This window comes from Microbacterium sp. LTA6, from assembly GCF_045690355.1.
Classification (GTDB): Bacteria; Actinomycetota; Actinomycetes; order Actinomycetales; family Microbacteriaceae; genus Microbacterium.
Map to the genome: position 1 here is coordinate 2,439,635 of NZ_CP147855.1, position 25,914 is coordinate 2,465,548.

A 25,914-nucleotide genomic window follows, 5' to 3' on the forward strand; every position below is an offset into this window, starting at 1 on the left:
TGCGTGGTCTGACCACACAGGCTACTCTGTGGTCAGACCACAGGAGGACGGATGTCGGAGCACAACGAGACCGAGTCGGCGCCCCGCGCCTGGCGACTCGTGCTGGAGAGCATCGAACGCGACCTCCTCGACGGGCGTCTCGGTCCTGGCGACCGCATCGCGTCGGAGCGCGACCTCGCCGCCGACCTGGGCGTCGGACGCTCCAGCGTCCGTGAGGCGCTGCGGGTGCTCGAGGTGATGGGGTTGATCCGCACCGCGACCGGCTCAGGCCCGCAGTCCGGCGCGATCGTCATCGCCACGCCCACCGGCGGCCTGTCGACGCTGCTGCGTCTTCAGGTGGCAGCGCACGGCTTTCCGCTCGAGGATGTCGTCCGCACCCGTCTCGTGCTCGAGGATGCCGTCGTCACCGCCCTCGCCGGCGCGCACAACCGAGACCTGTCTGCCGCGCACCAGACCCTGGACGCGATGGATGCGGCGGACCTCAGCCCTTCCGAGTTCCTGGCGCTCGACGCGCAGCTGCATCTCGCGCTGGCGGAGTCCAGCGGCAACACCGTCATCGCCGCGATGATGACGGGCCTGCGCACGTCCATCGAGTCGTACGTGCAGGAGGGGGCCGTCGCCATCGCCGACTGGGATGCGATGTCGGCCCTGCTGCGTTCCGAGCACCGCGCCCTCGTCGCCGCGATCGATGCCAGCGACGTGGATGCCGCCCGCAGCCTCGTCCATGCCCACATCACCGGCTACTACACGGCGACGGGCCTCACGCGCCGCGCCGATGCACGAAACCCCACATCCACCGACTGAGAGGAACACCATGGTCACGCGCCAGGTTCCCAACCCTGTTGAGCTCTTCGAGCTGATGAAGTTCAAGAAGCCCGAACTGAACGGCCGGAAGCGCCGCCTGGACTCGGCGCTCACGATCGACGATCTGCGCCTCATCGCCAAGCGCCGCACGCCGAAGGCGGCCTTCGACTACACCGACGGCGCCGCCGAGGGCGAACTCTCGTTGACCCGCGCGCGCCAGGCGTTCCAGGACATCGAGTTCCACCCCGGCATCCTGCGTCCTGCCCCCGACGTCGACACCTCTGTCGACATCCTCGGCGGTCCGAGCGCTCTCCCGTTCGGCATCGCTCCGACGGGGTTCACGCGTCTCATGCAGACCGAGGGGGAGGAGGCCGGGGCCGGAGCCGCGGCGGCCGCCGGCATCCCGTTCACGCTCTCCACCCTCGGCACCACGTCGATCGAAGGCGTGAAGGCCGTGAATCCGCACGGGCGCAACTGGTTCCAGCTCTACGTCATGCGCGATCGGGAGATCTCCTACGAACTCACCCGCCGCGCCGCCGGCGCCGGGTTCGACACGCTGCACTTCACGGTGGACACCCCAGTCGCCGGAGCGCGCCTGCGGGACAAGCGCAACGGTTTCTCGATCCCGCCGCAGCTGACGCTCGGAACCATCATCAACGCGATCCCTCGGCCGTGGTGGTGGTACGACTTCCTCACCACGCCGAAGCTCGAGTTCGCTTCGCTGAGCACCACCGGCGGCACCGTCGGTGAGCTTCTGGATGCCGCGATGGATCCCACCATCAGCTACGACGATCTCGCGGTGATCCGTGACATCTGGCCGGGGAAGATCGTCATCAAGGGCGTGCAGACGGTCGAGGACGCGCTGACGCTGCGTGACGCAGGTGTCGATGGCATCGTGCTGTCCAACCACGGCGGCCGTCAGCTCGATCGCGCACCGATTCCGTTCCACCTGCTGCCATCGGTGCGATCGGCGGTGGGAGACGACTTCACGGTGATGATCGACACGGGCATCATGAACGGTGCCGACATCGTGGCCTCGGTCGCACTCGGTGCCGACTTCACGCTGATCGGCCGCGCCTATCTTTACGGGCTGATGGCCGGCGGTCGTGCAGGCGTCGACCGCACGATCGACATCCTGCGCAGCGAGATCGTGCGCACGATGCGTCTGCTCGGTGTCTCTTCGCTGGCCGAGCTGGAGCCGGGGCACGTCACGCAGCTGCAGAGGCTGGTTCCGGTATCCCGCCGCGGGGTACCTCGTGTCCGTGCGGCGGACGTCTCGGCATGACGCGGCTGAAGATCGAGATATCCGTTCCCGCGAGTCACGCCGAAGCGGTGATCCACGCCCTGCACGCCGCCGGTGCGGGGCGGATCGGGGCGTACGAGCGGTGCACCAGCTCCTGGAAGGTGACGGGCCGCTGGCAGGCCCTCCCCGGCTCGCAGCCGTATGAGGGCGACGTGGGCGCGGTGCAGCGCAGCGAGGAGATCCGGATCGAGTCCGTCTGCGACGTCGAGCAGGCCGGTGCCGTCCAGGAAGCGATCCGCCAGGCCCACCCCTACGAGGAGGCGGTCATCCACTTCCTGCCGATCTACGAGCCGTAGCGCGGCTCAGCGGACCCGGGCCGCCGGGTTCAGTGTCTTCAGCAGCTCATCGAGCTTGTCTGCGGTGTCCTCCCAGCCGTCCACGGCCACGGAGGGCACGCCGATGGCGAGCACCGGGTAGTCGTTCCCGCCTTCGTCGAGGCGGTCGCCGTAGAAAAGCATGCTGGACAGCGGGATGCCGGTGCGCTCGGTGAGCTGCTGCATCCCGTAGGCCTTGTCGATGCCGGCGCGAGTGATGTCGATCGAAGTCGATCCACCGGAGCGCACCTCGAGACCTGGCAGGCGCGCGGCGACGGCGTCGCGCAGTGCTGCGCGCTTGGCCTCTGTCGGATCCCATGCGTGTTTCGCGTCGCGCGGGGCCTGCTGGCCGAGGGCGGAGAAGGTGATCTGCGAGCCGCGGTCCTCGAGGATGTCGCCCCAGGGCTCCGGCTCCCAGAAGCCGAGCCGCTCGGCTTCCTCGCGCAGTGCGGTGAGAGCCCCGGACTTCTCGTCATCGGAGAGATCGTGCGCGTAGACGAGCTCGAAGCCGGATCCGTCGTGGCGGAGATAGCGCGTGCCGCACGTCGGCAGCAGGTGCAGGCGCGCCAGCGTCGCGGCATCCGCGTCGCCGAGCTGGGCGACCACCTGCGTGCGGAACTGCTCCTCGTTGCCGCCGGAGATGATGGCGACGTCGACCGAGCGCAACAGGGCGCGAAGCAGGTTCGCGATGCGCGAGCTGATCGCTCCCTTGGACGGAGCGAGGGTGTCGTCGAGGTCGAAGGCGACAAGGGTGGGCGCAGTCATGATGCTTCCAGATTAGGGGAGCGCTCCTGCGAGGGGCGTGGGGCGAACAGCAGCGTGCAGGCGATCGCGAGGAGGACACCGGCGGTGGCGCCGACGGAGTTCGCGACGATGTCGTTCACGGTCGCTGCGCGATGGGGAAGCGCCACGCGCTGAACACCCTCGATCAGGACCGAGATCGCAGGTCCGGTGAGGAGCGAGAGCACCCAGATCCGCCGCGGCAGGAGCACGAAGGCCAGAGCGCCGACAGGCACGAAGACGAGGATATTGGCGAAGATCTCGAGCTCCGTGAATCCCCATCGGCTCCAACCCAGCTGGTGGACGATGTCGACGACCCGGTCGAGGAGATTCGGCATCCGCTCCTCGATACGAGGAGGAGTGAGAGTGAGCATGGCGAGAGCTGCCAGGAGGAGGATTCCGATGACGGTGGCCGCACCACGGGTGATCCGGCGCGGCGGCGGAAGCAGGCCTCTCATGCGGTCCCTTCTCACTGGTGCGGATACGAGGAAGGCCGCCTCGAGGGCGGCCTTCCGGTGTTACTGGTCGGGGTGACAGGATTTGAACCTGCGACCTCTTCGTCCCGAACGAAGCGCGCTACCAAGCTGCGCCACACCCCGTTTTGCAACCCTCCGAGTCTACAGTGAAATCCCCGTGGCACCGAATCGGTGGTCCCGCGCGGTCAATGTGAGCAGCGTCGCTTCGGGACGGCACGCGAAGCGCACGGGGGCATAGATCGAGTGCCCGCATCCGGCGCTGACGTTCAGGGGGACGCTCCGTCCCTCGTGCGTCCAGGTGCTGAGCCCCTTCGCCTGCTTCAAGGGGATGTCGCAGTTCGCGACCAGTGCGCCGTACCCGGGCAGGCAGACCTGACCACCATGGGTGTGCCCGCCGAGGATCGCATCGGCGCCCAGGTCGATGAAGCCGTTCAGCACCCGCTGGTACGGAGCGTGCGTGACGCCGACGACCGAGGTGTCCGCATCCCGTGGCCCGAGGTCCTTGATCGCTGAAGGCAGATCCTCGAGGCGGTCCCAGTTGCGGTGCGCATCGCTGACGCCGAAGAAGTCGACGGTGTCGCCCGCGACCGTGAGACGCGCCGCCGCGTTGTTGAGATCGGTCCAGCCGAGGTCCTCGGTGAAGTACGCGTCCATCGCATCGGTGTCGAGCATCTCCGGTGCACGGTGGCGCTGCGATGGCCCGGAGAAGTACCGCAGCGGGTTGCGCGCGGACGGTCCGTTGACGTCGTTCGAGCCGTGCACGAACACTCCGGGGATGCCTGCGAAGGGCGCGAAGGCGCGCCGGATGCCGTTCAACCCGTCCCGATGCCCCAGGTTGTCGCCGGTGTTGACGATGAGGTCGGGGTTCAGCTGGGCGAGCGAGGCCAGCCAGTCCTGCTTGCGGTGCTGCCACGGCGCCATGTGGGCGTCGGAGAGGTGCAGCACCCGGATCGGGGCCGAGCCTGGCGCGAGCGCCGGCGCGGTTACCTCGCGCACGGTGAAGAGGTAGCGCTCGATGCCGATGCCCCACACGGCAGCGGCCGCACCCGCGGCCCCCACCGCGCCGAGCGCGATGAGGGCCGGGCGCGCGCTTACTCGCATGCGACCGAGACCGGCGTGCTCTTCTTCGTCGCTGTCCCCGCCGCCGGACTGGTGGCCTTGACGACCGCTTCCGGCGGGTTGCAGGTCTTGTTGAACGAGATCGTCGTGAACCCGGCGCCGATGAGTGCGGACTGCGCCGCGCCCTTCGACTGGCCGGTCACGTCCGGCATCGTCACGCCCTGGGCGTTGCTCGGCGAGAGCGTCACGGTACCGCCGCTCGGGGCCTGCCCGGCGGGATCCTGCGCGGCGACGATGTTGGTCGGCTTGTCGCTGTCGACCGGAGCGCCGACGGAGACCGAGAATCCCTGGTCTTCGAGGATCGCCGTCGCCTCATCGATCGTCTTTCCCACAACGTTGGGCACATTCGTGAGCACCTGACGGAGCAGATTCTCGTCCGGGCCGGGGAAGTCGTTACCGCTGTAGACGGCGTTCGCCGCACTCTGCATGTCGCGGGCGAGCGCGTATCGCATCGAACTGAGCGCGTAGTCATCGGTCGACTGGTTGTCGATGCGGGCATCGCCCTTGGAGCGGCCGACCCAGATCGCGCTGGTGACGTTCGTGCTCGACTCGATCATCATCGTCGAGTAGGTCTCGTGCGTTCCGGTCTTGCCGAGCACGGGGGTGCCGTCGTAGGGGTTCGCTCCGGTACCGGTGCCGTTCGTCATCACGTTCTGCAACGCGTATGCGGCCGTCGCGGCGACCTCGGGGGAGATCACCTGGGTGCAGGACGAAGCGGGCAGCGGCAGCTCCTTGCCGTTCTGCACGACCCGGTCGATCGCCTTCGGCGTGCAGTAGATGCCGCCGTTCGCCACGGTCGCGTAGGCTCCCGCCATCGCCATGGGGGAGATGTACTTCGAGCCGAGGATGTCGTAGATGAAGTTCTCTTCGGTCACCTTGCCGCCGTTGCCGAGGGTCACGCCCATGCGGTCGGCGACCTTGTTGATCTCGCACAGGTCGAGCTTCTCCGCCATCGCGAGGTAGCCGCTGTTCAACGACTGCGCGGTGAACGACATCGGGGTGCCGTTGCCGCCGTTCCCGCCGCCGTAGTTGCCGATCTTCGACGTCATCGGGATCGGGGAATCACCGCAGTGCATCTTGGTGAACATGCGGTTGCTGCCGTTGATCGACTCCCGCAGGGAGTGACCCTTCTCGAGCCAATCGATGAGGGTGAACAGCTTGTATGTGGAACCCACCGGCACGCCACCGTGTCGCTTGTCGTTCGCGAAGACGAGCGAAGAATAGGCCTGGTCGTCGAGAATCGTCTCGCTGAACGTCGTGTTCTGCGTGATCGCGAGCACGCGGCCTGTGGTGGCTTCGACCGAAACTCCGGCGGCACCGAAGAACTGGTTGTCGAAGTTCGCGGGAGCGATGTTCGCCATCGACTCGGCTGCAGGGTCCTGAATGCGCAGATCCAGCGAGGTGTAGATCTCCAGGCCACCGCGGCGCAGCAGGTCGCTGCGTTCCTGCGGGGTGGCGCCGAAGGCCGGATCATCGAGGACGATCGACTTCACGTACTCGCAGAAATACGCGTTGCGCCCGGCTGCAACACAACCCTGCTGCGGCTCCAGGATCGCGGGCGCGATGTCTGAAGCATCCGCCTCTTCGTACTGCGCCTGGGTGATCTTGCCGTCGGTGAGCATGCGTTCGAGCACATAGTCGCGGCGCTCTTTCGTCTTCGCGTAGCCGTCCTCGGCGCTGTTGACAGCGACATCGTTCTCGGTCGCGGTGCCGCCGGGCAGGTCGATACGGTAGTAGTTGGGGTTCTGCACCATGCCGGCGAGCGTCGCGGCCTGCGCCAGAGTGAGGTTCGCGGCCGTCGTGGAGAAGTAGTAGCTCGCTGCGGCTTCGATGCCGTAGACGGTGCCGCCGAAGTTGGCGATGTTCAGGTAGCCGAGCAGGATGTCGTTCTTCGAGTAGTCCTTCTCGATCTGGATCGCGAAGCGCATCTCCTGCAGCTTGCGTTCGATGCCCTTGCTGCCGGTCGCGTTGGTCGCGTCGGTCCAGCACTGCTGCAGCTTCTCGGAGTAGTTGTCGTCATTGGTGTCGACGTCCTGCTCGCACTCCTGGATCAGCACGTTCTTCACGAACTGCTGGCTGATCGTGGAGGCACCGCGAGAGGAGGTGCCCTTGACGTTGTCGACGATGGCCTTCACCGTGGCACCGAGGTTGACGCCGCCGTGGCTGTAGAAGCTCTTGTCCTCACTGGAGAGCACGGCCTCGAACATCACCGGAGCCACCTGCTCGTACGTGACAGGCACGCGGTTCTGCTCGAAGACCGACGCCAGCTTGAAAGGGGCGCCGTCGAGACCCGTCGCGTAGAACGTCGACTGCTCCATCGGGGCAGACGGGTCCAGGTTCGAGGGGAGCTCGTCGAAGAGCGTCAGGGCCTGGCTGCCGGCGAGGCCGGTCATCGCGAGGACCGGGGTGACAGTGGCGGTGACCAGAAGGCCAGCGACGGCGCTGAGCCCGACGAGCCCGAGAAGGCCGCCGAGCACGCCTTTCACCGTGCGATTCTTTTGAGGCATACGCTTGATCGTAGGGGAGTTCCCTGAAAACAGCCTTTGACGGGCGCGCACCTCTTCGACAGGGTCTCTGGGCCCGCCGAAGGGCGGCACGCCCGAATCGATAGGAGTGCCATGACCACGTGGGAGTACCTCACCACGCCGCTGCTCATCCACAACACCGCCGCGATCCTGAACAACTGGGGCAAGCAGGGCTGGGAGCTCGTGCAGGTCGTCCAGGGGCCCGAGGGTGGGCTCGTCGCCTACCTCAAGCGCCCGGTGACGACGGATGCTGCCGCCAACGCCGGTCTCGCCGCCGCGGCCGAGGCCTCGCGACAGTTCGAGGGCGGTGCCGCATGAGCATCGCCGCTCGTCTGACCGAGCTCGGAATCGAGCTCCCCGCGGTCGCCGCGCCGGTCGCCGCCTACGTACCCGCCGTCGTGCACGGCGACCTCGTCTACACCTCGGGCCAGTTGCCCTTCACAGACGGAGCGCTGCCGGCGATCGGCAAGGTCGGCACGCAGGTCACCGCCGACGATGCGAAGGCCTACGCGCGCACCTGCGCTCTGAACGCGCTCGCTGCCGCCGCGGACGCCGCCGGGGGAGTCGACCGCATCGGTGGCGTGCTGCGTGTCGGCGGGTTCGTGGCATCCGCCGCCGCCTTCACCGGTCAGCCCGGTGTGATCAACGGCGCGAGTGAAGTGCTCGGCGAGATCTTCGGCGACGCAGGAAAGCATGCACGCGCGGCCGTCGGCGTCGCCGAGCTCCCGCTCGGCGCTCCGGTCGAGGTCGAGGTCACCTTCATCCTCGCCTGACGAAATTCGATCCCGGCATCCGGGACGGAAAAGGCTGGTTCCCGACATCCGGAACCAGCCTTTTCCATCTCTGGAGCGTCGAACGACCTACTTGACCTGCGCCGAGATGATGCTCATCACCGCGGTGTCGGCGAGGGTCGTCGTGTCGCCGACCTCGCGTCCTTCCGCGACGTCGCGCAGCAGACGGCGCATGATCTTGCCCGAGCGGGTCTTCGGCAGCTCGCCGACGATGTACACGTCGCGCGGACGGGCGATCGCCCCGATCTGCTCGCCGACCCAGAGCCTCAGCTGCTGGGCGAGACCGGCCGGGTCGTGCTCCGACAGGTAGCTCTCCTTGATGATCACGAAGGCGACGACGGCCTGCCCGGTCGTCTCGTCGGATGCACCGACGACCGCGGCCTCTGCCGTGGCCTCGTGCGCCACGAGCGAGGATTCGATCTCGGCGGTCGACAGGCGGTGGCCGGAGACGTTCATGACGTCGTCGACGCGCCCCAGCAGCCACAGGTCGCCGTCTTCGTCGAGGCGGGCGCCGTCGCCGGCGAAGTAGTAACCCTGATCCTCGAACTTCTCCCAGTACGTCTCCTTGTACCGCTCCGGGTCACCCCAGATGCCGCGCAGCATGCTCGGCCACGGCTCGGTGATGACGAGCAGTCCGCCGTTGCCGTTGCCGACATGCGCTCCCTGCTCATCGACGACGTCGAGGGTGATGCCCGGCAGCGGTACCTGCGCAGAGCCCGGCTTGGTGGCGATGACGCCGGGCAGCGCGGATACCATGATCGCGCCGGTCTCGGTCTGCCACCAGGTGTCGACGATCGGGGTCTTCCCGCCGCCGATCACGTCGCGGTACCACATCCATGCTTCGGGGTTGATCGGCTCACCCACGGAGCCGAGCAGTCGCAGCGACGACAGATCGAACTTCTTCGGGACGCTGCGTCCGATCTTCATGAACGAGCGGATCGCTGTCGGGGCCGTGTAGAAGATCGAGACCTTGTACTTCTCGATGATCTCCCACCAGCGGCCGGGGTGCGGAGCATCCGGTGTGCCCTCGTAGAGCACCTGGGTTGCGCCGTTGGCGAGCGGACCGTACGCGACATAGGAATGCCCGGTGACCCATCCGATGTCGGCGGTGCACCAGAACACGTCGGTTTCGGGATGCAGGTCGAAGACGTACTTGTGGGAGTACGCGGCCTGAGTGAGGTAGCCACCGGACGTGTGCAGGATGCCCTTCGGCTTGCCGGTGGTGCCGGACGTGTAAAGGATGAACAGCGGGTTCTCGGCGGGGAACGCCTGCGCTTCGTGGTCGGCCGATGCCGCGGGCACGGCCTCGTGCCACCAGACATCGCGGCCTTCCACCCAGTCGACGTCGTTGCCGCCGCGTCGGACGACGAGCACGTGCTCGACGGTCTGCTGCTCACCCTCGCCGCGGTCGCTCAGCGCCTGATCGACGGCGGGCTTGAGTGCCGACACCTTGCCCTTGCGGAAGCCGCCGTCGGCGGTGATGACGACCTTGGCGCCGGCATCGTCGATGCGCGAGCGGAGGCTGTCGGCGCTGAAGCCGCCGAACACGACGGAGTGGATCGCGCCGAGTCTGGCCACCGCGAGCATCGAGGCGATGGCCTCGGGGATCATCGGCAGGTAGATGGCGACGCGGTCACCGTGGCCGACGCCGAGCCCCTCGAGCACGTTGGCCGTGCGCTTGACCTCGTCGGTCAGCTCGGCGTACGTGATGCGGCGCTCGTCGCCGGGCTCGCCCTCCCAGTGCAGAGCGACGCGGTCGCCGTTGCCTGCTTCGACGTGCCGGTCGAGACAGTTGTAGGCGACGTTCAGCTCACCGTCGTCGAACCACTTGGCGAATGGCGGGTTCGACCAGTCCAGGACGTGGGTGAACGGCGTGTGCCAGTGCAGCAGCTCAGCGGCCTGCTCTCCCCAGAATCCCTCCCGGTCGGCGGCGGCGCTCTCGTAGAGCGCGGGGGACGAGATGGACTGTGCGACGAATTCCTCCGACGGCGGGAACCGGCGTGTCTCGTCGAGAAGGTGATCGATCTGGCTGCTCATCGGCAGGCGCTCCTTTGCGGCATTGCTGGTCCTGCTGGGCGCGGTCATGTGGGGTCGCGTGACCGGGTCATCGTGAATCTAATCGCGGGGCCCGACATCGCCTACCGCCGAAAGTCGGTATCGGGATGGGTTTTGTCAGGAGTGCCGCCTTGCGTACACTCGACGTCAGCCGAAATCTCATTCCGGCCTTGGCGTGCCCGTTTCCCCCGAACGGGCCCTGCCGTGGGCGGCATCTCATTCCCCCCGTGAGGTGCCGCCCTTCTCCGTTTGGGAGCGGTCCCGGAGTCGGTCGTGCGCTGGCGCGCGGAGTGCTTCTGCACGGATCCAACTGCGCGAGAAGTTCTGCACAGGACGCGCGAATCGCGCACCGCGGTCGGGAAGCGGGTGCCTAGCGTCGGGGGATGACCGATTCTTTCGTCATCCAGCCACGCGGTGTCGGCGTACCGGCACCGTCGACGACGATGCCGGTCGAGGCTGCTCCGTTGCAGGTCGATCCGGCGTTCGGCGCCCTTGCCGCGTGCTGCGCCGATGAAGCGGTGACGGACATCTTCGTCAACGGGGCGGCCGGGCTCTTCGTGGATCGCGGAAACGGCGCCGAGCGCGTGACGGAGTGGAGCGCGTCGGAGCGGGAGGTGCGCGATCTCGCCGTCGCTCTCGTCGGTCTGGGTGGCAGGCATCTCGACGACCAGGCGCCGTGCGTCGACGTACGGCTGGCTTCCGGCATCCGCGTGCATGCCGTGCTCGCCCCGGTCTCGACGTCCGGAACAGCCCTCTCGATCAGGGTGCCGCGGGTGCGCGCCGCCGATCTCGACGCCCTTGCTGGGCTCGGCGCGTTCGATGCGCGTCAGCAGGGCTGGCTGACGGCACTCGTCGCCGAGCGCGCGAACATCCTCATCACCGGCGGCACCGGTACAGGGAAGACGACATTGCTGTCGGCCCTTCTCAGCGCCGTGCCGCCCGGCGAGCGCATCGTCACGATCGAGGACGTGGCAGAACTGCAACCGCAGCACCCCCATCACGTCGCGCTGGAGGCGCGGCAGGCCAACCTCGAGGGAGCCGGCGGGATCAGCCTGGCCCGGCTCGTGCGCGAGTCCCTGCGGATGAGGCCCGACCGGCTGGTGGTCGGGGAGTGCCGTGGCGAGGAGGTGCGCGAGCTGCTGACCGCACTGAACACCGGCCACGACGGTGGCGCTGGCACACTCCATGCCAGCGGTCTGCGGGACGTGCCCGCTCGGCTGGAAGCATTGGGCGCGCTGGCAGGAATGGATGCCATAGCCCTCGCCCGGCAGGCGGTGAGCGCGTTCACGGTCGTGCTGCACCTGGCTCGCGCGCCGGATGGCACCCGGCGCATCGCACAGGCGGGCGTCTTCACGGTGAACGGCGAACGGCTCGGTATCGAGGAGGTGCAGCCATGGTGAGAGTCTCTCGTGCTGGCAGCGCCGCGGCCGCGGCCGAGGACGCGGCGACGGCCGTGCGCACGCTGGCGGTGCTGCTCCAGGCGGGTGCGGTACCGCTGGTCGCCTGGCGGCACCTCGCCGAGAGCGGCGACCCGCACGCAGCCAGGATCGTCGATCGGGTCGACAGAGGCATGCCACTGCTCGGCGCGGTCGAAGCCGAGGGCGGCGCATGGGTCGATCTCGCAGCGGCGTGGGACGTCGCGACGACAGTGGGGGCACCGCTCGCCGAGGTGCTGCGGATGCTCGCCGACACCCTGCAGGACGCGGCGTCTGCCGCCGACGATGTGCGGATCGCGCTCGCCGAACCGGCCGGCACTGCGCGGCTGCTGCTGTGGATGCCGTTGGCTGGACTCCTGCTGGGCTTCGCGCTCGGCTTCGACACGCTCACGGTCGTCGTCTCGAACCCGATCGGCGGCGCCTGCGTCGTCGCCGGGCTCGGCCTCGTGCTGGTGGCGCGGGCGTGGACCCGACGCCTGCTGCGCACGGCGCAGCCCGAACCGGGAACGCCGGGTATGCAGGCCGAGCTGGTCGCGGTGGCCCTTTCTGGAGGCGCCTCGATCGATCGCGCACTGCGACTGGTCAGCGAGAGCTCAGCGAGCGATCAGGGCGGGGAGGAACGCACCCGATCGGTGCTGGACCTCTCCCGGGCGGCCGGAGTCCCCGCCGGCGAGCTCCTGCGCGCCTCCGCCGCGCAGGACCGCCACACCGCCCGCGTGCGGGGCAGGCTCGCGGCAGCGCGGCTCTCGACCCGGCTGCTCATTCCGCTCGGCGTGTGCACCCTCCCGGCCTTCCTCCTCCTCGGTGTCGCACCGCTGCTGCTCAGCGTGCTCGCCTCGACCCCTCTACCGCTGTGACCGAACCCACGACCACGGACGCCGGACGGCGTCCAGAGAGAAAGAAGGAACACCATGAACACCATCCCCACACTTGACCGCCGTCGTGCGGCGGCGCTGTTCCTCGATGACAGCGGTGCCGCCACGGCCGAGTACGCCATCACGACGATGGCCGCTGTCGCCTTCGCCGGCCTGCTGGTCGTCATCATGCGCTCAGAGGAGGTTCGCGGCATCCTCACCGATCTCGTGCGGCGGGCGCTCACGGTGTCGTGATGCGCCTACCGGTTCGTGCCAGACGGAGCAGGCTCGGCCGAGACCCGGCGGGTGAACGCGGCTCGGTCGCCGCCGAGCTCGCGCTCGCGCTGCCCGCGGTCGTCCTGACGCTCCTGCTGGGTGCCGGAGCGCTCGGCGCGGCGTCGCGGCAGGTCGCGCTGCAGGATGCCGTGGCCGATGCGGCCCGCCTCCTCGGCCGCGGCGAGAGTGTTGCAGCCGCCGAGGCAGCCGTCGCGGCATCCGTCGCCGGAGCAGGCATCTCGACCGCATCACCGGGTGATCTCGTGTGCGTGACAGCGCGCCTCGAGGTGGCGGTCGGTGCTGTCATCCGGGTGCCGCTGCAGGCGTCCAGCTGCGCACTCGGCGGTGGTCGCTGATGGCCGGGTCGGCGCTCGGAGCAGGGCTCCTGGCCGTCACGGCCGTGCTGTCCCTGGGGCTTGCGGCCGTCGGCGGGGCCGCGGTCACCGCCCAACGTGCGGCGGGTGCGGCCGATGCTGCCGCGCTCGCCGCGGCCGATGCGGCGAGCGGTGCGATCGCCTCTCCGGAGTCGCCGTGCGACCTCGCCGGAAGGGTCGCGGCGGCTGCCGGAGCGACCCTCACCGCGTGCGCCGTGGAGGGCTTCGTTGCGACCGTACAGGTGGAGGCGGCGTACGCTGGACTCGCTGCCGTCTCCCGAGCCCGTGCCGGGCCACCCGAGGGAAACTGACGGCGGCGCATACTTCCGTCACTGTGAACGACCCCACGCAGTGGTGTGTATGGTGTGCTTCGAAGAAAGGACGCACCCTTGGCTGAAGGCAAGAAGCTCGTCATCGTCGAGTCCCCGACGAAGATGCGGTCTATTCAGGGATACCTCGGCGACGGTTACGAGGTGCTCAGCTCCGTCGGCCATATCCGTGATCTCGCCGACAAGAAGGACATCCCGGCCGAGGACAAGCAGGCCTACGGCAAGTACTCGATCGACATCGAGAACGGCTTCGACCCCTACTACGTCGTGTCCGACCGCAAGACCAAGACGGTCGCCGAACTCAAGCGTGCGCTGAAGACCGCCGACGAGCTCCTGCTCGCAACCGATGAGGACCGCGAGGGCGAGGCGATCGCCTGGCACCTGCTCGAGACCCTCAAGCCGAAGGTCCCCGTCAAGCGCATGGTCTTCCATGAGATCACCAAGGACGCGATCCAGGCGGCCGTCGGCAACACCCGCGAGCTCGACCACGACCTCGTCGACGCGCAGGAGACCCGCCGCATCCTCGACCGCCTCTACGGCTGGGACGTCTCGCCCGTGCTTTGGTACAAGGTGAAGACCGGCATCTCTGCGGGCCGCGTGCAGTCAGCGGCCACCCGCCTGGTCGTCGATCGGGAGCGCGAGCGGATGGCGTTCTCGTCCGCCGAGTACTGGGACGTCGACGCCGCAGCGGCAGCGACCGGCACCAGCTTCAAGATCCGCCTCGTCCGCGTCGACGGCGGTCAACTGGCTCGAGGCACCGACTTCGATGACAACGGCAAGCTCAAGAAGGCCGTCATCATCCTCGATGAGGCCGCGGCCACAGCCCTCGCCCAGGCGGTCGAAACCGTAGGCACCGGAACCGTCACCAAGGTCGAGGCGAAGCCCGGCACCCGCAGCCCGTATGCCCCCTTCACGACCTCGACCATGCAGCAGGAGGCAGGGCGCAAGCTCTCGATGGGTGCGAAGCAGGCGATGAGCGTCGCCCAGCGCCTGTACGAGAAGGGGTACATCACTTATATGCGTACCGACTCCGTCGCGCTGAGCACCCAGGCGGTGCAGGCTGCGCGGAGCCAGGCCGTGGCCCTGTACGGCGACGCCGCCGTGCCGCTGAAGCCGCGGGTCTACAAGTCGAAGAGCAAGAATGCGCAGGAGGCGCACGAGGCGATCCGCCCATCGGGTGAGAACTTCCGCACTCCGGCATCCCTCTCCGGTGAGCTCGACCGCGAGGAACAGCGTCTCTACGACCTCATCTGGAAGCGCACCGTCGCCAGCCAGATGGCCGACGCAAAGTACGAGACCACCACGGTCACCATCGCCGTGGATGCCGCTGGGCAGACCGTCGAGTTCACGGCATCCGGCACCGTCTACACCTTCAAGGGCTTCCTGGAGGCGTACGAGGAGGGCCGCGACGAGAAGCGCGGCGATGCCGATGCGGCCGAGAACCAGTCGCTGCCGGCGGTCGCCGTCGGCGACGCGCTCGCCGTGTCGGATGCCGAGGCGAAGGGCCACCGCACCACGCCCAAGCCCCGTTACACCGAGGCATCCCTCGTGAAGGTGCTCGAGGAGAAGGGCATCGGTCGTCCTTCGACGTTCGCATCGATCCCCGAGACGATCCTCGACCGCGGCTACGCGGTCAAGCGCGGCCAGGCTCTGGTGCCCACATGGCTCGCATTCAGCGTCGTGCGTCTGCTCGAGGAGCACTTCGCCGAGCTCGTCGACTACGACTTCACCGCAGCACTCGAGGATGACCTCGACACGATCGCGCGCGGCGAGCAGAACCGTGTCGAATGGCTCAAGTCGTTCTACTTCGGATCCGATTCGCATGTCGGCCTCCGTCAGGTCGTCGACAACCTCGGCGAGATCGATGCGCGGGCGCTGAACTCCACGCGCATCACCGATACGGCGACACTGCGCTTCGGCAAGTACGGTCCATATCTCGAGGTCGTGGATCCTGCGAACCCCGAGGCCAAGCCGCGTATCGTGAACGTGCCGGAAGACCTGGCACCCGACGAACTCACCGAGGCCAAGGCGCAGGAGCTCATCGACGCACCCGTCGCCGGAGACCGCGTACTCGGTGAGAATCCCGAGAACGGCAAGATCATCGTCGTCAAGGACGGGCGCTTCGGTCCCTACGTGCAGGAGAACGATCCGGTCGATCCGGACGCTGTCGACGAGGCCACCGGCGAGGTCGTCGAAGCACCGAAGCCGAAGCGCGGAGCCAAGAAGGAAACGGCGCCCAAGCCGCGGACCGGCTCGCTGTTCCGGTCGATGTCCGTCGAGACGATCGACCTGGACACCGCTCTGCAGTTGCTCAGCCTGCCGCGTGTCGTCGGCACCGATCCCGAGACAGGCGACGAGATCACCGCGCAGAACGGCCGATTCGGGCCGTATCTGAAGAAGGGCGCCGACTCGCGCTCGCTGGAGAGCGAAGCGCAGATCTTCGACGTGACGCTGGAGCAGGCTCTCGAGATCTATGCTCAGCCGAAGTACGGCGCCGGCTCCCGCCGCGCATCCAGCGCACTCGCCGAGTTCGATGCCGACCCCGTCAGCGGCAAGCCGATCCGCATCCGGGACGGACGGTTCGGCGCGTACGTCACCGACAGCGTGACGAACGTCACGATCCCGCGCGGTGAGAAGCCCGAGGACATCACCTTCGAGCGAGCTGTGGAGATGCTCGCTGACAAGCGTGCGAAGGGACCCGCTCCCAAGCGCGGTGCCAAGACGGCCGCGGCGAAGAAGGCTCCCGCGAAGAAGGCCCCGGCGAAGAAGGCACCTGCCAAGAAGGCTCCGGCCAAGATCGCTGCGAAGAAGGCTCCGGCGAAGACGGATGCGGCGAAGGCCGCTGCCCGCTCGGCGGCGGCCAAGAAGGCCGCGGCGACGCGGGCTGCCAACGCGGCCAAGAAGAAGGCGGACGCGTGACCGAAGGGTCCGGCATCTGGATCACTCTCGAGGGCGGCGACGGCTCCGGCAAGACCACGCAGGCGAATCTCCTCGAGTCGTGGCTGACCGGTGCGGGGCACGCCGTGCTGCGCACTCGCGAGCCGGGCGGTTCCGAGGTGGGGCACCTCATCCGCGACATCGTCCTGCATCATCGCGGTGACATCGCTCCGCGGGCCGAGGCGCTGCTGTACGCGGCCGATCGTGCGCACCATGTCGCGACCGTCGTACGACCAGCGCTGCAGCGCGGAGACGTGGTTCTGCAGGATCGCTACCTCGACTCCTCCGTCGCGTATCAGGGGGCCGGCCGCGTGCTCGATGCCACCGAGATCCGTGAGCTGTCGCTGTGGGCTGCTGAGGGGGCACTGCCCGATCTCACGGTGCTTCTCGACCTGGATCCCGCGACCGCTCGGACGCGGCTGGACTCGGCCGACAAGCCCTTCGATCGCCTGGAGGCGGAGAAGGCCGAGTTCCACGGACGGGTCAGGGACGCATACCTGGCGCTCGCTGCCGCCGAGCCCGATCGTTTCCTCGTGGTCGACGCCGCTGGTGATCCGGATGCCATCGCCGCCGGCATCCGCACCCGCGTCGCCGCGCTCTTCGCCTGAGTCCTGCTGGTCGTCGACCAATGGGCTGTCCCTGCTCCCGGTTAGGCTGAGTCCATGCCCCAGACTGTCGCCGCTCCGTTTCCCTGGGCCGACGTATGGGGGCAGGATGCTGCTGTCGAGACGCTGCGCGCCGCAGCATCCGATCCCGCAGCCCTCTCGCACGCCTGGCTGATCACCGGCCCACCCGGGTCCGGGCGGTCGACACTCGCCTATGCGTTCGCGGCCGCACTGGTCGCCGATGAACCAGGTGACGAGGCGGCGATGCGCCAAGTGCTCGCCGGTACCCATCCCGACGTCACGGCGCTGCGCACCGACAAGGTCATCATCACGATCGCCGAGGCTCGTGCTCTCGTCGAACGCTCGTACTTCGCGCCATCAGCGGGTCGCTATCGCGTGATCGTCGTCGAAGACGCCGATCGCATGGTCGAGCGCACCTCCAACGTGCTGCTGAAGGCGCTCGAAGAGCCGCCGGAGCAGACGGTGTGGATCCTGTGCGCGCCCAGCGAAGCCGATCTGCTGCCGACGATCCGCTCCCGCGTCCGCTCGCTGCGCCTGCGCGAGCCCGACGTCGCCGATGTCGCCCGGCTGATCGTGCTGCGCACCGGCGTCGATGAGGTCGTCGCCGAGCAGGCCGCACGTCATGCGCAGCGTCACATCGGCATGGCTCAGCGGCTGGCCGTCGACGAGAACGCCCGCCGTCGACGGGATGACACCCTTCGCTCCGTGCTCGCGGTGCGCGGCGTCGGTGATGCCGTGGAGGTCGCCGGGCGCATCATCCAGGCCGCGACCGAGGATGCGAAGGCGCTGACGGCCGAGCGCGACGCGACCGAGCGCGCATCACTGCTGCGTACCGTCGGCATCGCCGAGGGGCAGGCGGTGCCACCCGCGCTGCGCGCACAGCTGTCGGCGCTGGAGGACGATCAGAAGAAGCGCGCGACGCGAAGTCTGCGTGACGGCATCGACCGCGTGCTCACCGATATGCAATCGCTGTTCCGCGACGTCGTGATGCTCCAGTTCGGCCGGGACGACGAGCTCATCAACAGCGAATTGCGTGCCGAGCTGAGCGGGCTCGCGGCCGCATGGCCTGAGACACGTACGCTTGTCGTACTTGACCACCTTGCCGAGACGCGTCAGTCGCTGGAGCGCAACGTCGCACCGCTGCTCGCCCTGGAGAGCTTGCTCGTGACTGTCACGAGCGGGAGGACACCGTGACCCACCGTACGACTTCCCGCATCCGGCGCGCTTCCGCGCTCATCGCCGGCCTTGCCGCCGCATCCGTCGCACTCTCCGGATGCCTCTATGCGATGATCCCCGAGCAGGCGGCTCCGCGTCCGTCCCGCACGAATGCGCCGGACACCGAGGGGGTTGCCGAGAACCTGCTCCGGTATTACGGGCAGACGCTGGACTGGAGCGAGTGCGGCAACGGTTTCGACTGCACCGAGGTCACCGCGCCACTGGACTGGGAGAATCCGGGCGACGGCGAGATCCAGCTCTCGGTGGTGCGCCACCAGGCGGAGGGAACGCCGCTCGGCTCGCTGCTGACCAATCCCGGCGGGCCAGGCGCGAGCGGCGTCGACCTCATCCAGGGGAGCCTCGACTTCGCTGTCGGTTCTGCTCTCATCGAAAGCTACGACGTGATCGGCTTCGATCCGCGTGGCGTCGGCCAGTCCACGGCCGTGACCTGCCTCGACGCGGCAGGGATGGACGACTACCTCTACGGCATCCCGGTGGCCCCGCGTGGCACCCCGGAGTGGGAGGCCGAACTGCTCGAGACGCATAAGACGTTCGCCGACGCGTGCGAAGCGAACAGCGGCGGCATCCTCGAGCACATCACCACCATCAACTCGGCGCGCGACATGGATCTGATCCGCGCGGTCCTCGGCGACAAGCAGCTGAACTACCTCGGTTTCTCGTACGGTACGTTCCTCGGCGCGACCTACGCGAAGCTCTACCCGGAGAAGGCCGGTCGCCTTGTCCTCGATGGCGCGATCGATCCTTCCGTGCCTGGGCTCGAGGTGGGCGCCACACAGGCACTCGGTTTCGAGTCCGCACTGCGGGCGTACATGCAGGATTGCCTCGATTCCGGCGAGTGCCCGTTCAACGGCACGGTCGACGACGCCATGGCCGATCTCGGTGCGCTGCTCGCGAGTGCCGATCGTCTGCCGCTCGAGAACGGCGACGGACGCATGATGGGCGCCGACGCGATGATGACTGCGATCATCGCCGCGCTGTACTCGCAGGAGAGCTGGAGCTACCTCACCCAGGCGTTGACCGAGGCGCTGCAGGGTGACCCGGCCACAGCCTTCTATCTCGCCGACTTCTACAACGGTCGTGAGGACGGCACCTATATCGACAACTCGAGCGAAGCCTTCCGTGCCTACAACTGCATGGACTACCCGGTCGAGAACGACCCCGCTGCGGAGGAGGCCACGATGGCCAAGATCCGTGAGGGCGCACCCACGATCGCACCGTACTGGAGTGGTCCGGACTCCTGTGAGGTGTGGCCGTACCCGCCGACCGGCACACGGGGCGAGATCACTGCCGCCGGTGCGGGGCCGATCCTCGTGATCGGCACGACGAACGACCCGGCGACTCCCTACGCGTGGTCGGAGGCGCTCGCGGGCCAGCTCGAAGAGGGCGTTCTGATCACCCGTGTCGGCGAGGGGCACACCGGTTACAACAAGGGCAATCTGTGCGTGGACGACGCGGTCGAGGCGTTCTTCCTCAACGACGTCGTGCCGGAAGACGGTCTGCGCTGCGAGTGAACCCGCGTCGGTTCGCGGCGCGCTCTCGGACAGGGTAATATCGTTGATCGTGCCGCTTATGCGGCACACGCCGCCCTAGCTCAGTCGGCAGAGCATCTCACTCGTAATGAGAAGGTCAAGGGTTCGATTCCCTTGGGCGGCTCCGAAGGCCCCGTGATGTGAAGAACATCACGGGGCCTTTCCCGTCCCGGCGGCGTACCCTCGAAGTATGAGCAGAGCACTTCTCATCGTCGATGTGCAGAACGATTTCACCGAGGGCGGCGCGCTCGCCGTCGCCGGTGGAGATGCCGTGGCATCCGGGATCACCGCGTTCCTCGCTGACCACGCGGGCGACTACGACGCCATCATCGCCTCGCGCGACTGGCACGATGTCGATGGCGATAACGGTGGCCATTTCTCGGACGCTCCGGACTTCGTGGACACCTGGCCGACGCACTGCGTCGCCGGCACCGACGGGGCCGAGTACGACCCGTTGTTCGTGACGGATGCGGTGACTCATCACGTCCGTAAAGGGCAGGGCAAGCCTGCCTACTCGATGTTCGAGGGTGTCACCGAAGACGGTCTGACCGTCGGGACGGTGCTGACGGCCGGTGGTGTGTTGAGCGTCGATGTGGTCGGGATCGCGACGGACCATTGCGTGCGGGCATCCGCTCTGGATGCGATCGAGCACGGGGTGCGCGTGCGCATCCTCACCGATCTCATCGCGGGGGTCGCAGCGGAGCCGAGCGAGGCGGCGCTCGCGGAACTCGCGCACGCCGGTGCGGAGCTGGTCGAGAGCACCGAGGCGTGAGTCGCAGTGTTCTCCTACTGCGGGCGGTGAACGTCAGCGGCAGGAACTCCGTTCCGATGGCGCGCCTGCGCGAGCGGCTGACGGCATCGGGGATCGTCGAGGACGTGTCGACGTACATCGCGAGCGGGAACATCGTCTGCGCGCATCCGCAGGACTCTGCGGCGGCCTGCGCCCAGGTGCGGCGGCTGATCGCCGATGAGTTCGGCGTCGACACCCCGGTGATCCTGCGTACGCATGATGCTCTGGTCGCCTCGCTCGCCGCACAGCCGTTCGCGAATCCGGTGGAGAAGCTGCTGCACGCAATGTTCCTGGAGGGCTCGCCGACACCGGGCGCGGTGGAGGCTCTGCGGGAGCGGTTGGTGCCGGGAGAGGAGCTCGCCCTGGTCGGCGACGACCTCTGGATCAACTACGCCGAAGGTGGCGTTCACGCGACCAAACTGACGAAGGCGGTGCTCGATCGGGCGTTGGGCGTCGCCGGCACTGCGCGCAATCTGCGCACGACCAGGAAGCTGGCCGAGTTGACCGCCTAGGTCGCGTCGATCTCACGGCTGAGCGCGGTCGGCGGATGCTGAAGGCGCGCCTGCACATCGACACGGCGAGTCCCGCATCCCGCACATTTCACATAGAGCAGCACGCCCTCGGACGTCGGATGCCGGGATTCGGTGACCCAAGCGTGTTCGTGCAGTGCTTTCCGGGGGAGTGCGACCGGTACCGGTCGGGTGTCGAGATCAGCCATGGTTCCAGCGTGATGTAATGGCCTTATGCATCTCAACCCTTACGGCGAATATGCGGTCCTGATGGCGGCGTCGCTCGCGAACGAGTGGCCCGCCGACCGCGACGGGATAGAGGAACGCACCCGGGAATTCGGCATGACGATGGCGTTCCCCGAGGCTTCGGATGACCACGCCCGCACGCGAGAGGTGATCGACGAATGGCTGAGCGTTGTCGATGCCGGCTCCGGCTCGATGCGCGCCGACGCGCTCAACGCCGTGATGGCGGCGACGGCGGCGTATCCGCGACTCACCGACCACGATGGCGAGGGTTGGCACCTGCACTATCGCGACGACATCCAGAGGCTACCCGCCGTGCTGCGTGCGGTGATCTCCGTCGGCACGGCGCTGCATTTGTCCACGCGGGGGATGAGCCGGCTCGGTCGCTGTGCGGCCGAGCCGTGCACTCATGTGGTCGTCGATGTGACCCGCAACGGTCGGCAGCGGTACTGCTCGGTGCGCTGCGCCAACCGCGCCGCTGTGCGTAGGCACCGGGCGCGTTACTGACCGTGGACGCCGGCCGGGTTGCCGAGGGATGTGACGGATCTACTCGGGGCCATCGGGACGCTTCTACTCTGCATTTCGTTCGGTCATCGCGAGGGAACGCCAATTGCTTCCCATGCGCTCGTACGTCACGATCGCATGGCAATTGCGGCAGCGGACATCACATTTCGCGATCTCCTCTGCGATGCAAGGGATGCTGAATCCGTTGCGTATGAGTTGCATGACGCCGTCTCGCTTGTCGGTGCCTGGTCTGTGGTCGAAATCCAGAACTCTGAGGTCGGACGCTCCGCAATCAACGCATGGGTGATCGATCAGGTACTGGGCGACGTAGGCGAGACTCATCGCCTTCTGTGCAACGGTTCGCGCGCGGATCACTGTGATGTGATGCTCGCGATTGCGCTGGTAGTAGCGCCGTGAGGATGCCCGATTGCAGTCGCGGCAGACCTCTTGGCGCCCGTCTGCCCGCGACGACTTTCGATTGAAGCCTGTCAGGGCCTTGAACTGCCGGCACGTCGCGCACTGCTTCCGTGCGCCATCCGGAGGCGTTATCGCATCGTCATCGTGCATGTCTCTTCCCGCCGTCGTTGCTGTGACGATATCGCCACGCTCTGACATCAAGAGGGCAGGATCCGACGCGAGTGCACGGTGCGAAAATCGCAGCCGCACTCGATCCGAGTAACAACACGGTGGGCCCCGAGGGGCTCGAACCCTCGACCCGCGGATTAACTTGCCACTTCGGCTTTCGCCGCCGCCCATTGGGCGTTCGTGGTCTGGACTGTCCCTTCACCATAGCTTTCGCCGTAGGTGCCACCCGTCCAGTCTCTACACCTTCCGAACTCGCGTCCGGCTTGGCTCGGGATTGCCAACTGGTTGCCCAGTAAGGGTTCCCCGACTTTGAGTGGTGTCATCCCCGGAGTTTCCCCCGAGGCGCTCCTATTTTGTTGAAGTCCGATGCTCTGCCAACTGAGCTAGAGGCCCGTGTCCTCCCAGTCTAGTGCGCCCGATTGATGGTCTCTGCTCGGCAGCCCGTGCGCACTCGTCCCGGGCGCACAGAAGCGGCCGCCGACGACAAATGTCATCGGCGGCCGCTTCTGATCCTCGTGCGAGTCCCCCGACCCGCACGAGGATCAGATACCGAGAATCCCCACTCGGCGAACCCGCTGCTACTGAGCGGGCGGCATCAGCACCGTGTCGATCAGGTACACGGTGGCGTTCGCGGTCTGCACTCCGCCGCAGATCACCATCGCGTCGTTGACCATCCACTCGTCACCGCTTCCGGTGACTTCGAGGTCTGCGCCCTGCACCGTGGTGTGCGTGCCGGCGATGTCAGCGGGCGCGATCTGCCCGGGAACGACGTGGTAGGTGAGGATCGACGACAGCGTGGCGCTGTCGGTCTTGAGTGCCTCGATGGTCGCCGGGTCGATCTTCGCGAAGGCCTCGTCGACCGGCGCGAAGACGGTGAACTCGTCACCGTTGAGGGTGTCGACCAGGTTCACATCCGGGTTGAGCTGTCCGCTCACTGCGGCAACCAGGGTCTTCAACAGCGGGTTGTTGGATGCCGCGACAGCGACCGGGTCCTGAGACATGCCCTGCACGGAACCGGCGCCGTCCGGGACGGCCTCGGCATATGCCGCGCAGCCAGGACCGACGAGGTTCGCTGCCGGATCCATCGTCTCGGGCGCTTCGGACTCCTCCGAGGTCTCGGGAGCCTTGGGCTCGGTCGATTCCTCAGCCGGGCCACTGCCCATGGCACAACCCGAGAGCACGAGAACGCTGGCGAAGCCGAGCGACAATGCTGCGGTGATCTTCTTCTTGGTGCTGAACATCTCTACCTCCGGAGATCAAGACCACGGCATCTCCGTGGCGTCGACATCTGTTCGGAGCCCGTCGCAGATCGGATGGGAAGAATCTCGGATCTCGCAGAATCCAATCCGACGGGCCCGTCCGGAGCGAACAATCACTGACGGAGGCGAGGACAGGATGCCGAGGGGCCACGGTCGGGTTGACGCCGGGGGTCGAGGCTCCTTCCTCACATTCAGGTGACGCTCCCACGCAATCGAGGGGAGATGCGGCATGCTGGTGGAGATGGTCATCGACGGAATGGACGTGCCCGAGGACGGGACGGCGAGCGACGCCGTCGCCGAGCTCCTCATCCGCACTGCCGACGGCGACCAGCGGGCTTTCGCGGACCTGTACGACACACTCTCCCCGCGCGTCTTCGGACTGATACTCCGAGTGCTCGTGAACCGCGCACAGAGCGAGGAAGTGCTGCAGGAGGTCTTCCTCGAGATCTGGCAATCCGCATCCCGGTTCGCTCCGAACAAGGGGCAGGGAAGAGCATGGGTGATGACGATCGCACATCGTCGGGCCATCGATCGGGTACGCGCATCACAGTCCAGTTCGGACCGCGATGTGCGAGCAGGGTTGCGTGATATCGGGGTCGCCCACGACAGCGTCGCCGAGCAGGTGGAGCTGGGCATCGACGGCGAGAAGGTCGTCGAAGCGCTGGGGGGCCTGCCCGAAGCGCAGCGCGAAGCGCTCGTCCTCGCTTATTACGGTGGCTACAGTCAGAACGAGATATCGGTGCTCATCGGAGCACCACTGGGAACGATCAAGACTCGGATGCGAGACGGACTCACACGTCTCCGTGCGGCGATGGGGGTGACGGCATGAACGAGAAGGAATTCGCGGAGCTCGCGGCCGGCGCCGCCCTGCACGCTCTGTCACCCGAGGATGATGCGCGCTTCCGCGGCGCTCTCGCCGCGCACCCCGAATGGCGGGCGATCGTCGAGGAGGATGCCGAGACGGCCGCGTCGCTTGCCTTCGCGTTGCCGGTGGCTCCGCCGGACGGCATCCGCGCCTCTCTCCTCGCACAGATCGCGCAGACCCCGCAGATCCCGCAGGAAGATTCCCCAACATCGAGTGTTCCACCGGCGCAGTCTCCGCTCGCGGCGCCCGAGATCCTGGAGCGACGGCCGCAGCGCCGCTGGAGCCGGGCGGTTCTGGCGCTCGCCGCATGCCTCGCCGTTCTGGTCGGATTGGGAATCGGTGCGGTCGCGCTCAACCAACAGCTGAATCGTCCGGCGGACGTCATCGCGCTCGACGAGATCCGGTCGGCGGATGACGCCGCGCAGGCCAGCATCGAACTGGAGTCGGGAGGCACGGCCACGGCGTACTGGTCGGATTCTCTCGGGGCAGCCGTGCTCGTCACGGACGGTATCGCGGCGCCGAGCGACGGCGAGACGTACGAACTGTGGTTCGTTCGAGGGGAGACACCCGTCTCCGCCGGTGTCTTCACGGTCGACGGCGGCGATGCGACGGCGGCTCTGCAGGGCGACATGCATGCCGGCGACGTCATCGCGGTGACCGTCGAGCAGGCCGGCGGTTCGCCGAGCGGACAGCCCACCAGCGATCCGGTGATCGTGATTCCGACGGCCTGAGCCACCCAGCACGGGTAGCCTTGTTCGATGCCCGAGCAGCACTCCCGACCCGTGCGTCGTCCGACCAGCGCCTTCGACAACCTGGTCGGCGCCCACGACCCCGCCGAGGAGACGCGAACGGCTCATGCCACCGCATCCGCTCTGCTGACCCGGGTGCGCGCCGACGAAAGCGGCGTGAGTGCCGAGCGCCTGGTGGCGTTCACCGCCGAGCACGGCATCGACGAGATCGCCGAGCTCTGGTCGAAGGCTCCGGCGCGCACGCTCCCCGGTGCTCTCTGGCGGCTGTACCTCCTGCAGCTCGCGATCCACGGCGACCCGCAGACCGCGGCGCTGCTCTACGAGCGCGGGCGCGTCGAGCTGCTGTCGGCGGATGCCGTCGTCGCGGGAGCCCCCGTACCGGCGAACCCCGACGAACTCGTCGAACTCATCGACACGATCCTGCGGGGCGCGTTCCGGGGCGACTTCGCCGTGGCGCTCGAGCGGGCGGCCGCGTTCTGCCGTGTCCAGGCCTCGGGTGCGACGCACACGGCGGATGATTACGAGCCGACCGAGCCGGTCAGAGCGAGCGAGCTCACGACACGGGCGCTGAGACTGAGCAGCTATGCGCAGGATCTGGCGGCATCAGCGGTGCTGTGGCGGGCGAGCGCCCTGGCCTGAAGGAGCG

General features: G+C 67.6%; 28 protein-coding genes and 2 tRNA genes. 21 read left to right on the plus strand and 9 right to left on the minus strand.

Going from position 1 to position 25,914, the window contains the following annotated elements:
* The first annotated feature begins 51 nt into the window (after positions 1 to 51).
* From LTA6_RS11430 to LTA6_RS11440, 3 genes are read left to right on the plus strand one after another with little or no spacing between them, the layout of a single operon-like run.
* Positions 52 to 804 carry an FCD domain-containing protein gene (locus LTA6_RS11430; RefSeq protein ID WP_341973861.1) on the plus strand — a complete coding sequence of 251 codons (753 nt, stop codon included), beginning with the start codon at positions 52 to 54 and terminating at the stop codon, positions 802 to 804.
* Between the two features lie 10 nt (positions 805 to 814).
* Complete coding sequence (locus tag LTA6_RS11435) at positions 815 to 2,089, plus strand: alpha-hydroxy-acid oxidizing protein (protein ID WP_407357865.1); 1,275 nt, start codon at positions 815 to 817, stop codon at positions 2,087 to 2,089.
* Entirely contained in the window at positions 2,086 to 2,403 is a 318-nt protein-coding gene (locus LTA6_RS11440; RefSeq protein WP_341973863.1) for a hypothetical protein, read from the plus strand. Before LTA6_RS11435 ends, LTA6_RS11440 begins: the two co-directional genes overlap by 4 nt.
* A gap of 6 nt (positions 2,404 to 2,409) precedes the next feature.
* Here the strand turns inward: LTA6_RS11440 and LTA6_RS11445 are convergent, their stop codons facing one another.
* The 5 genes from LTA6_RS11445 to LTA6_RS11465 all read right to left on the minus strand — a co-directional run bounded on the left by LTA6_RS11445 (position 2,410) and on the right by LTA6_RS11465 (position 7,303).
* Positions 2,410 to 3,186, minus strand: a complete 777-nt coding sequence (locus tag LTA6_RS11445) for an HAD-IIB family hydrolase (RefSeq protein ID WP_341973864.1) — start codon at positions 3,184 to 3,186, stop codon at positions 2,410 to 2,412.
* Positions 3,183 to 3,659: a VanZ family protein gene (locus LTA6_RS11450; RefSeq protein ID WP_341973865.1), complete on the minus strand. Its 477-nt coding sequence runs from the start codon at positions 3,657 to 3,659 to the stop codon at positions 3,183 to 3,185. The genes LTA6_RS11445 and LTA6_RS11450 overlap by 4 nt, the downstream gene beginning before the upstream one ends.
* Before the next feature lie 64 nt (positions 3,660 to 3,723).
* A tRNA-Pro gene (locus tag LTA6_RS11455) sits at positions 3,724 to 3,800 on the minus strand.
* Between the two features lie 18 nt (positions 3,801 to 3,818).
* Positions 3,819 to 4,778, minus strand: a complete 960-nt coding sequence (locus LTA6_RS11460; RefSeq protein ID WP_341973866.1) for a metallophosphoesterase — start codon at positions 4,776 to 4,778, stop codon at positions 3,819 to 3,821.
* On the minus strand, positions 4,769 to 7,303 hold the full coding sequence (locus LTA6_RS11465; RefSeq protein ID WP_341973867.1) for a transglycosylase domain-containing protein: 2,535 nt from the start codon (positions 7,301 to 7,303) through the stop codon (positions 4,769 to 4,771). Before LTA6_RS11465 ends, LTA6_RS11460 begins: the two co-directional genes overlap by 10 nt.
* Positions 7,304 to 7,414: 111 nt before the next feature.
* Here LTA6_RS11465 and LTA6_RS11470 point away from each other — a divergent pair, with 111 nt between their 5' ends.
* Together LTA6_RS11470 and LTA6_RS11475 are read left to right on the plus strand one after the other, a co-directional pair.
* Entirely contained in the window at positions 7,415 to 7,639 is a 225-nt protein-coding gene (locus tag LTA6_RS11470; protein ID WP_341973868.1) for a hypothetical protein, read from the plus strand.
* The gene (locus tag LTA6_RS11475) at positions 7,636 to 8,094 is read left to right on the plus strand and encodes a RidA family protein (protein WP_341973869.1); all 459 of its coding nucleotides are present in this window, start codon (positions 7,636 to 7,638) and stop codon (positions 8,092 to 8,094) included. The genes LTA6_RS11470 and LTA6_RS11475 overlap by 4 nt, the downstream gene beginning before the upstream one ends.
* 87 nt (positions 8,095 to 8,181) lie before the next feature.
* On the opposite strand, the gene acs is transcribed toward LTA6_RS11475, so the two are convergent.
* Entirely contained in the window at positions 8,182 to 10,149 is a 1,968-nt protein-coding gene (gene acs, locus LTA6_RS11480; RefSeq protein WP_341973870.1) for an acetate--CoA ligase, read from the minus strand.
* Between the two features lie 401 nt (positions 10,150 to 10,550).
* On the opposite strand from acs, the gene LTA6_RS11485 reads away from it, so the two are divergent.
* From LTA6_RS11485 to LTA6_RS11540, 12 genes are all read left to right on the plus strand, one after another.
* On the plus strand, positions 10,551 to 11,567 hold the full coding sequence (locus LTA6_RS11485) for a TadA family conjugal transfer-associated ATPase (RefSeq protein WP_341973871.1): 1,017 nt from the start codon (positions 10,551 to 10,553) through the stop codon (positions 11,565 to 11,567).
* Positions 11,561 to 12,460: a type II secretion system F family protein gene (locus LTA6_RS11490; RefSeq protein ID WP_341973872.1), complete on the plus strand. Its 900-nt coding sequence runs from the start codon at positions 11,561 to 11,563 to the stop codon at positions 12,458 to 12,460. The genes LTA6_RS11485 and LTA6_RS11490 overlap by 7 nt, the downstream gene beginning before the upstream one ends.
* Before the next feature lie 54 nt (positions 12,461 to 12,514).
* Positions 12,515 to 12,712, plus strand: a complete 198-nt coding sequence (locus LTA6_RS11495; RefSeq protein ID WP_341973873.1) for a DUF4244 domain-containing protein — start codon at positions 12,515 to 12,517, stop codon at positions 12,710 to 12,712.
* Entirely contained in the window at positions 12,712 to 13,089 is a 378-nt protein-coding gene (locus LTA6_RS11500; RefSeq protein ID WP_341973874.1) for a TadE family type IV pilus minor pilin, read from the plus strand. Before LTA6_RS11495 ends, LTA6_RS11500 begins: the two co-directional genes overlap by 1 nt.
* Complete coding sequence (locus LTA6_RS11505; protein WP_341973875.1) at positions 13,089 to 13,418, plus strand: Rv3654c family TadE-like protein; 330 nt, start codon at positions 13,089 to 13,091, stop codon at positions 13,416 to 13,418. Before LTA6_RS11500 ends, LTA6_RS11505 begins: the two co-directional genes overlap by 1 nt.
* Positions 13,419 to 13,496: 78 nt before the next feature.
* Positions 13,497 to 16,355, plus strand: coding sequence for a type I DNA topoisomerase (gene topA, locus LTA6_RS11510; RefSeq protein ID WP_407357866.1), 2,859 nt, complete (start codon positions 13,497 to 13,499; stop codon positions 16,353 to 16,355).
* Positions 16,352 to 16,981 carry a dTMP kinase gene (gene tmk / locus LTA6_RS11515; protein WP_341973877.1) on the plus strand — a complete coding sequence of 210 codons (630 nt, stop codon included), beginning with the start codon at positions 16,352 to 16,354 and terminating at the stop codon, positions 16,979 to 16,981. Before topA ends, tmk begins: the two co-directional genes overlap by 4 nt.
* Positions 16,982 to 17,035: 54 nt before the next feature.
* On the plus strand, positions 17,036 to 18,193 hold the full coding sequence (locus LTA6_RS11520) for a DNA polymerase III subunit delta' (RefSeq protein ID WP_341973878.1): 1,158 nt from the start codon (positions 17,036 to 17,038) through the stop codon (positions 18,191 to 18,193).
* Positions 18,190 to 19,746: an alpha/beta hydrolase gene (locus LTA6_RS11525; RefSeq protein ID WP_341973879.1), complete on the plus strand. Its 1,557-nt coding sequence runs from the start codon at positions 18,190 to 18,192 to the stop codon at positions 19,744 to 19,746. The genes LTA6_RS11520 and LTA6_RS11525 overlap by 4 nt, the downstream gene beginning before the upstream one ends.
* A gap of 69 nt (positions 19,747 to 19,815) precedes the next feature.
* Positions 19,816 to 19,888 (plus strand) — tRNA-Thr (locus LTA6_RS11530).
* Between the two features lie 66 nt (positions 19,889 to 19,954).
* The gene (locus LTA6_RS11535; protein ID WP_341973880.1) at positions 19,955 to 20,536 is read left to right on the plus strand and encodes an isochorismatase family protein; all 582 of its coding nucleotides are present in this window, start codon (positions 19,955 to 19,957) and stop codon (positions 20,534 to 20,536) included.
* A 56-nt stretch (positions 20,537 to 20,592) separates the two neighbouring features.
* Positions 20,593 to 21,066 carry a DUF1697 domain-containing protein gene (locus tag LTA6_RS11540; RefSeq protein ID WP_407357867.1) on the plus strand — a complete coding sequence of 158 codons (474 nt, stop codon included), beginning with the start codon at positions 20,593 to 20,595 and terminating at the stop codon, positions 21,064 to 21,066.
* Here the strand turns inward: LTA6_RS11540 and LTA6_RS11545 are convergent.
* A complete protein-coding gene (locus LTA6_RS11545; RefSeq protein WP_407357868.1) occupies positions 21,063 to 21,272 on the minus strand; it encodes a hypothetical protein in 210 nt (69 codons plus the stop codon). The two genes, LTA6_RS11540 and LTA6_RS11545, sit on opposite strands and share 4 nt — an antisense overlap.
* A gap of 25 nt (positions 21,273 to 21,297) precedes the next feature.
* Between LTA6_RS11545 and LTA6_RS11550 the strand changes: the two genes are divergently transcribed.
* Positions 21,298 to 21,813 carry a CGNR zinc finger domain-containing protein gene (locus LTA6_RS11550; RefSeq protein ID WP_341973883.1) on the plus strand — a complete coding sequence of 172 codons (516 nt, stop codon included), beginning with the start codon at positions 21,298 to 21,300 and terminating at the stop codon, positions 21,811 to 21,813.
* Between the two features lie 63 nt (positions 21,814 to 21,876).
* Here LTA6_RS11550 and LTA6_RS11555 read toward each other — a convergent pair whose 3' ends face one another.
* Together LTA6_RS11555 and LTA6_RS11560 are read right to left on the minus strand one after the other, a co-directional pair.
* Positions 21,877 to 22,428 (minus strand): hypothetical protein, encoded by a 552-nt coding sequence (locus LTA6_RS11555; RefSeq protein WP_407357869.1) that lies wholly within the window; start codon positions 22,426 to 22,428, stop codon positions 21,877 to 21,879.
* A 545-nt stretch (positions 22,429 to 22,973) separates the two neighbouring features.
* Positions 22,974 to 23,636, minus strand: a complete 663-nt coding sequence (locus LTA6_RS11560; protein ID WP_341973885.1) for a fasciclin domain-containing protein — start codon at positions 23,634 to 23,636, stop codon at positions 22,974 to 22,976.
* Positions 23,637 to 23,883: 247 nt separating this feature from the next.
* Between LTA6_RS11560 and sigK the strand changes: the two genes are divergently transcribed.
* From sigK to LTA6_RS11575, 3 genes are read left to right on the plus strand one after another with little or no spacing between them, the layout of a single operon-like run.
* Positions 23,884 to 24,483: an ECF RNA polymerase sigma factor SigK gene (sigK, locus tag LTA6_RS11565; RefSeq protein WP_341973886.1), complete on the plus strand. Its 600-nt coding sequence runs from the start codon at positions 23,884 to 23,886 to the stop codon at positions 24,481 to 24,483.
* Complete coding sequence (locus LTA6_RS11570; protein ID WP_407357870.1) at positions 24,480 to 25,250, plus strand: anti-sigma factor domain-containing protein; 771 nt, start codon at positions 24,480 to 24,482, stop codon at positions 25,248 to 25,250. Before sigK ends, LTA6_RS11570 begins: the two co-directional genes overlap by 4 nt.
* A gap of 27 nt (positions 25,251 to 25,277) precedes the next feature.
* Positions 25,278 to 25,907 (plus strand): DNA-directed RNA polymerase subunit beta, encoded by a 630-nt coding sequence (locus tag LTA6_RS11575; protein WP_341973888.1) that lies wholly within the window; start codon positions 25,278 to 25,280, stop codon positions 25,905 to 25,907.
* The last annotated feature ends 7 nt before the right edge of the window (positions 25,908 to 25,914 follow it).

Excerpts from the sequence above, each read along its gene's own strand:
- LTA6_RS11430 (WP_341973861.1), top strand. The coding sequence starts at position 52 with ATGTCGGAGCACAACGAGACCGAGTCGGCGCCCCGCGCCTGGCGACTC.
- LTA6_RS11435 (WP_407357865.1), top strand. The coding sequence starts at position 815 with ATGGTCACGCGCCAGGTTCCCAACCCTGTTGAGCTCTTCGAGCTGATG.
- LTA6_RS11440 (WP_341973863.1), top strand. The coding sequence starts at position 2,086 with ATGACGCGGCTGAAGATCGAGATATCCGTTCCCGCGAGTCACGCCGAA.
- LTA6_RS11445 (WP_341973864.1), bottom strand. The coding sequence starts at position 3,186 with ATGACTGCGCCCACCCTTGTCGCCTTCGACCTCGACGACACCCTCGCT.
- LTA6_RS11450 (WP_341973865.1), bottom strand. The coding sequence starts at position 3,659 with ATGAGAGGCCTGCTTCCGCCGCCGCGCCGGATCACCCGTGGTGCGGCC.
- LTA6_RS11460 (WP_341973866.1), bottom strand. The coding sequence starts at position 4,778 with ATGCGAGTAAGCGCGCGCCCGGCCCTCATCGCGCTCGGCGCGGTGGGG.
- LTA6_RS11465 (WP_341973867.1), bottom strand. The coding sequence starts at position 7,303 with ATGCCTCAAAAGAATCGCACGGTGAAAGGCGTGCTCGGCGGCCTTCTC.
- LTA6_RS11470 (WP_341973868.1), top strand. The coding sequence starts at position 7,415 with ATGACCACGTGGGAGTACCTCACCACGCCGCTGCTCATCCACAACACC.
- LTA6_RS11475 (WP_341973869.1), top strand. The coding sequence starts at position 7,636 with ATGAGCATCGCCGCTCGTCTGACCGAGCTCGGAATCGAGCTCCCCGCG.
- acs (WP_341973870.1), bottom strand. The coding sequence starts at position 10,149 with ATGAGCAGCCAGATCGATCACCTTCTCGACGAGACACGCCGGTTCCCG.
- LTA6_RS11485 (WP_341973871.1), top strand. The coding sequence starts at position 10,551 with ATGACCGATTCTTTCGTCATCCAGCCACGCGGTGTCGGCGTACCGGCA.
- LTA6_RS11490 (WP_341973872.1), top strand. The coding sequence starts at position 11,561 with ATGGTGAGAGTCTCTCGTGCTGGCAGCGCCGCGGCCGCGGCCGAGGAC.
- LTA6_RS11495 (WP_341973873.1), top strand. The coding sequence starts at position 12,515 with ATGAACACCATCCCCACACTTGACCGCCGTCGTGCGGCGGCGCTGTTC.
- LTA6_RS11500 (WP_341973874.1), top strand. The coding sequence starts at position 12,712 with ATGCGCCTACCGGTTCGTGCCAGACGGAGCAGGCTCGGCCGAGACCCG.
- LTA6_RS11505 (WP_341973875.1), top strand. The coding sequence starts at position 13,089 with ATGGCCGGGTCGGCGCTCGGAGCAGGGCTCCTGGCCGTCACGGCCGTG.
- LTA6_RS11520 (WP_341973878.1), top strand. The coding sequence starts at position 17,036 with ATGCCCCAGACTGTCGCCGCTCCGTTTCCCTGGGCCGACGTATGGGGG.
- LTA6_RS11535 (WP_341973880.1), top strand. The coding sequence starts at position 19,955 with ATGAGCAGAGCACTTCTCATCGTCGATGTGCAGAACGATTTCACCGAG.
- LTA6_RS11540 (WP_407357867.1), top strand. The coding sequence starts at position 20,593 with ATGGCGCGCCTGCGCGAGCGGCTGACGGCATCGGGGATCGTCGAGGAC.
- LTA6_RS11545 (WP_407357868.1), bottom strand. The coding sequence starts at position 21,272 with ATGGCTGATCTCGACACCCGACCGGTACCGGTCGCACTCCCCCGGAAA.
- LTA6_RS11550 (WP_341973883.1), top strand. The coding sequence starts at position 21,298 with ATGCATCTCAACCCTTACGGCGAATATGCGGTCCTGATGGCGGCGTCG.
- LTA6_RS11560 (WP_341973885.1), bottom strand. The coding sequence starts at position 23,636 with ATGTTCAGCACCAAGAAGAAGATCACCGCAGCATTGTCGCTCGGCTTC.
- sigK (WP_341973886.1), top strand. The coding sequence starts at position 23,884 with ATGCTGGTGGAGATGGTCATCGACGGAATGGACGTGCCCGAGGACGGG.
- LTA6_RS11570 (WP_407357870.1), top strand. The coding sequence starts at position 24,480 with ATGAACGAGAAGGAATTCGCGGAGCTCGCGGCCGGCGCCGCCCTGCAC.
- LTA6_RS11575 (WP_341973888.1), top strand. The coding sequence starts at position 25,278 with ATGCCCGAGCAGCACTCCCGACCCGTGCGTCGTCCGACCAGCGCCTTC.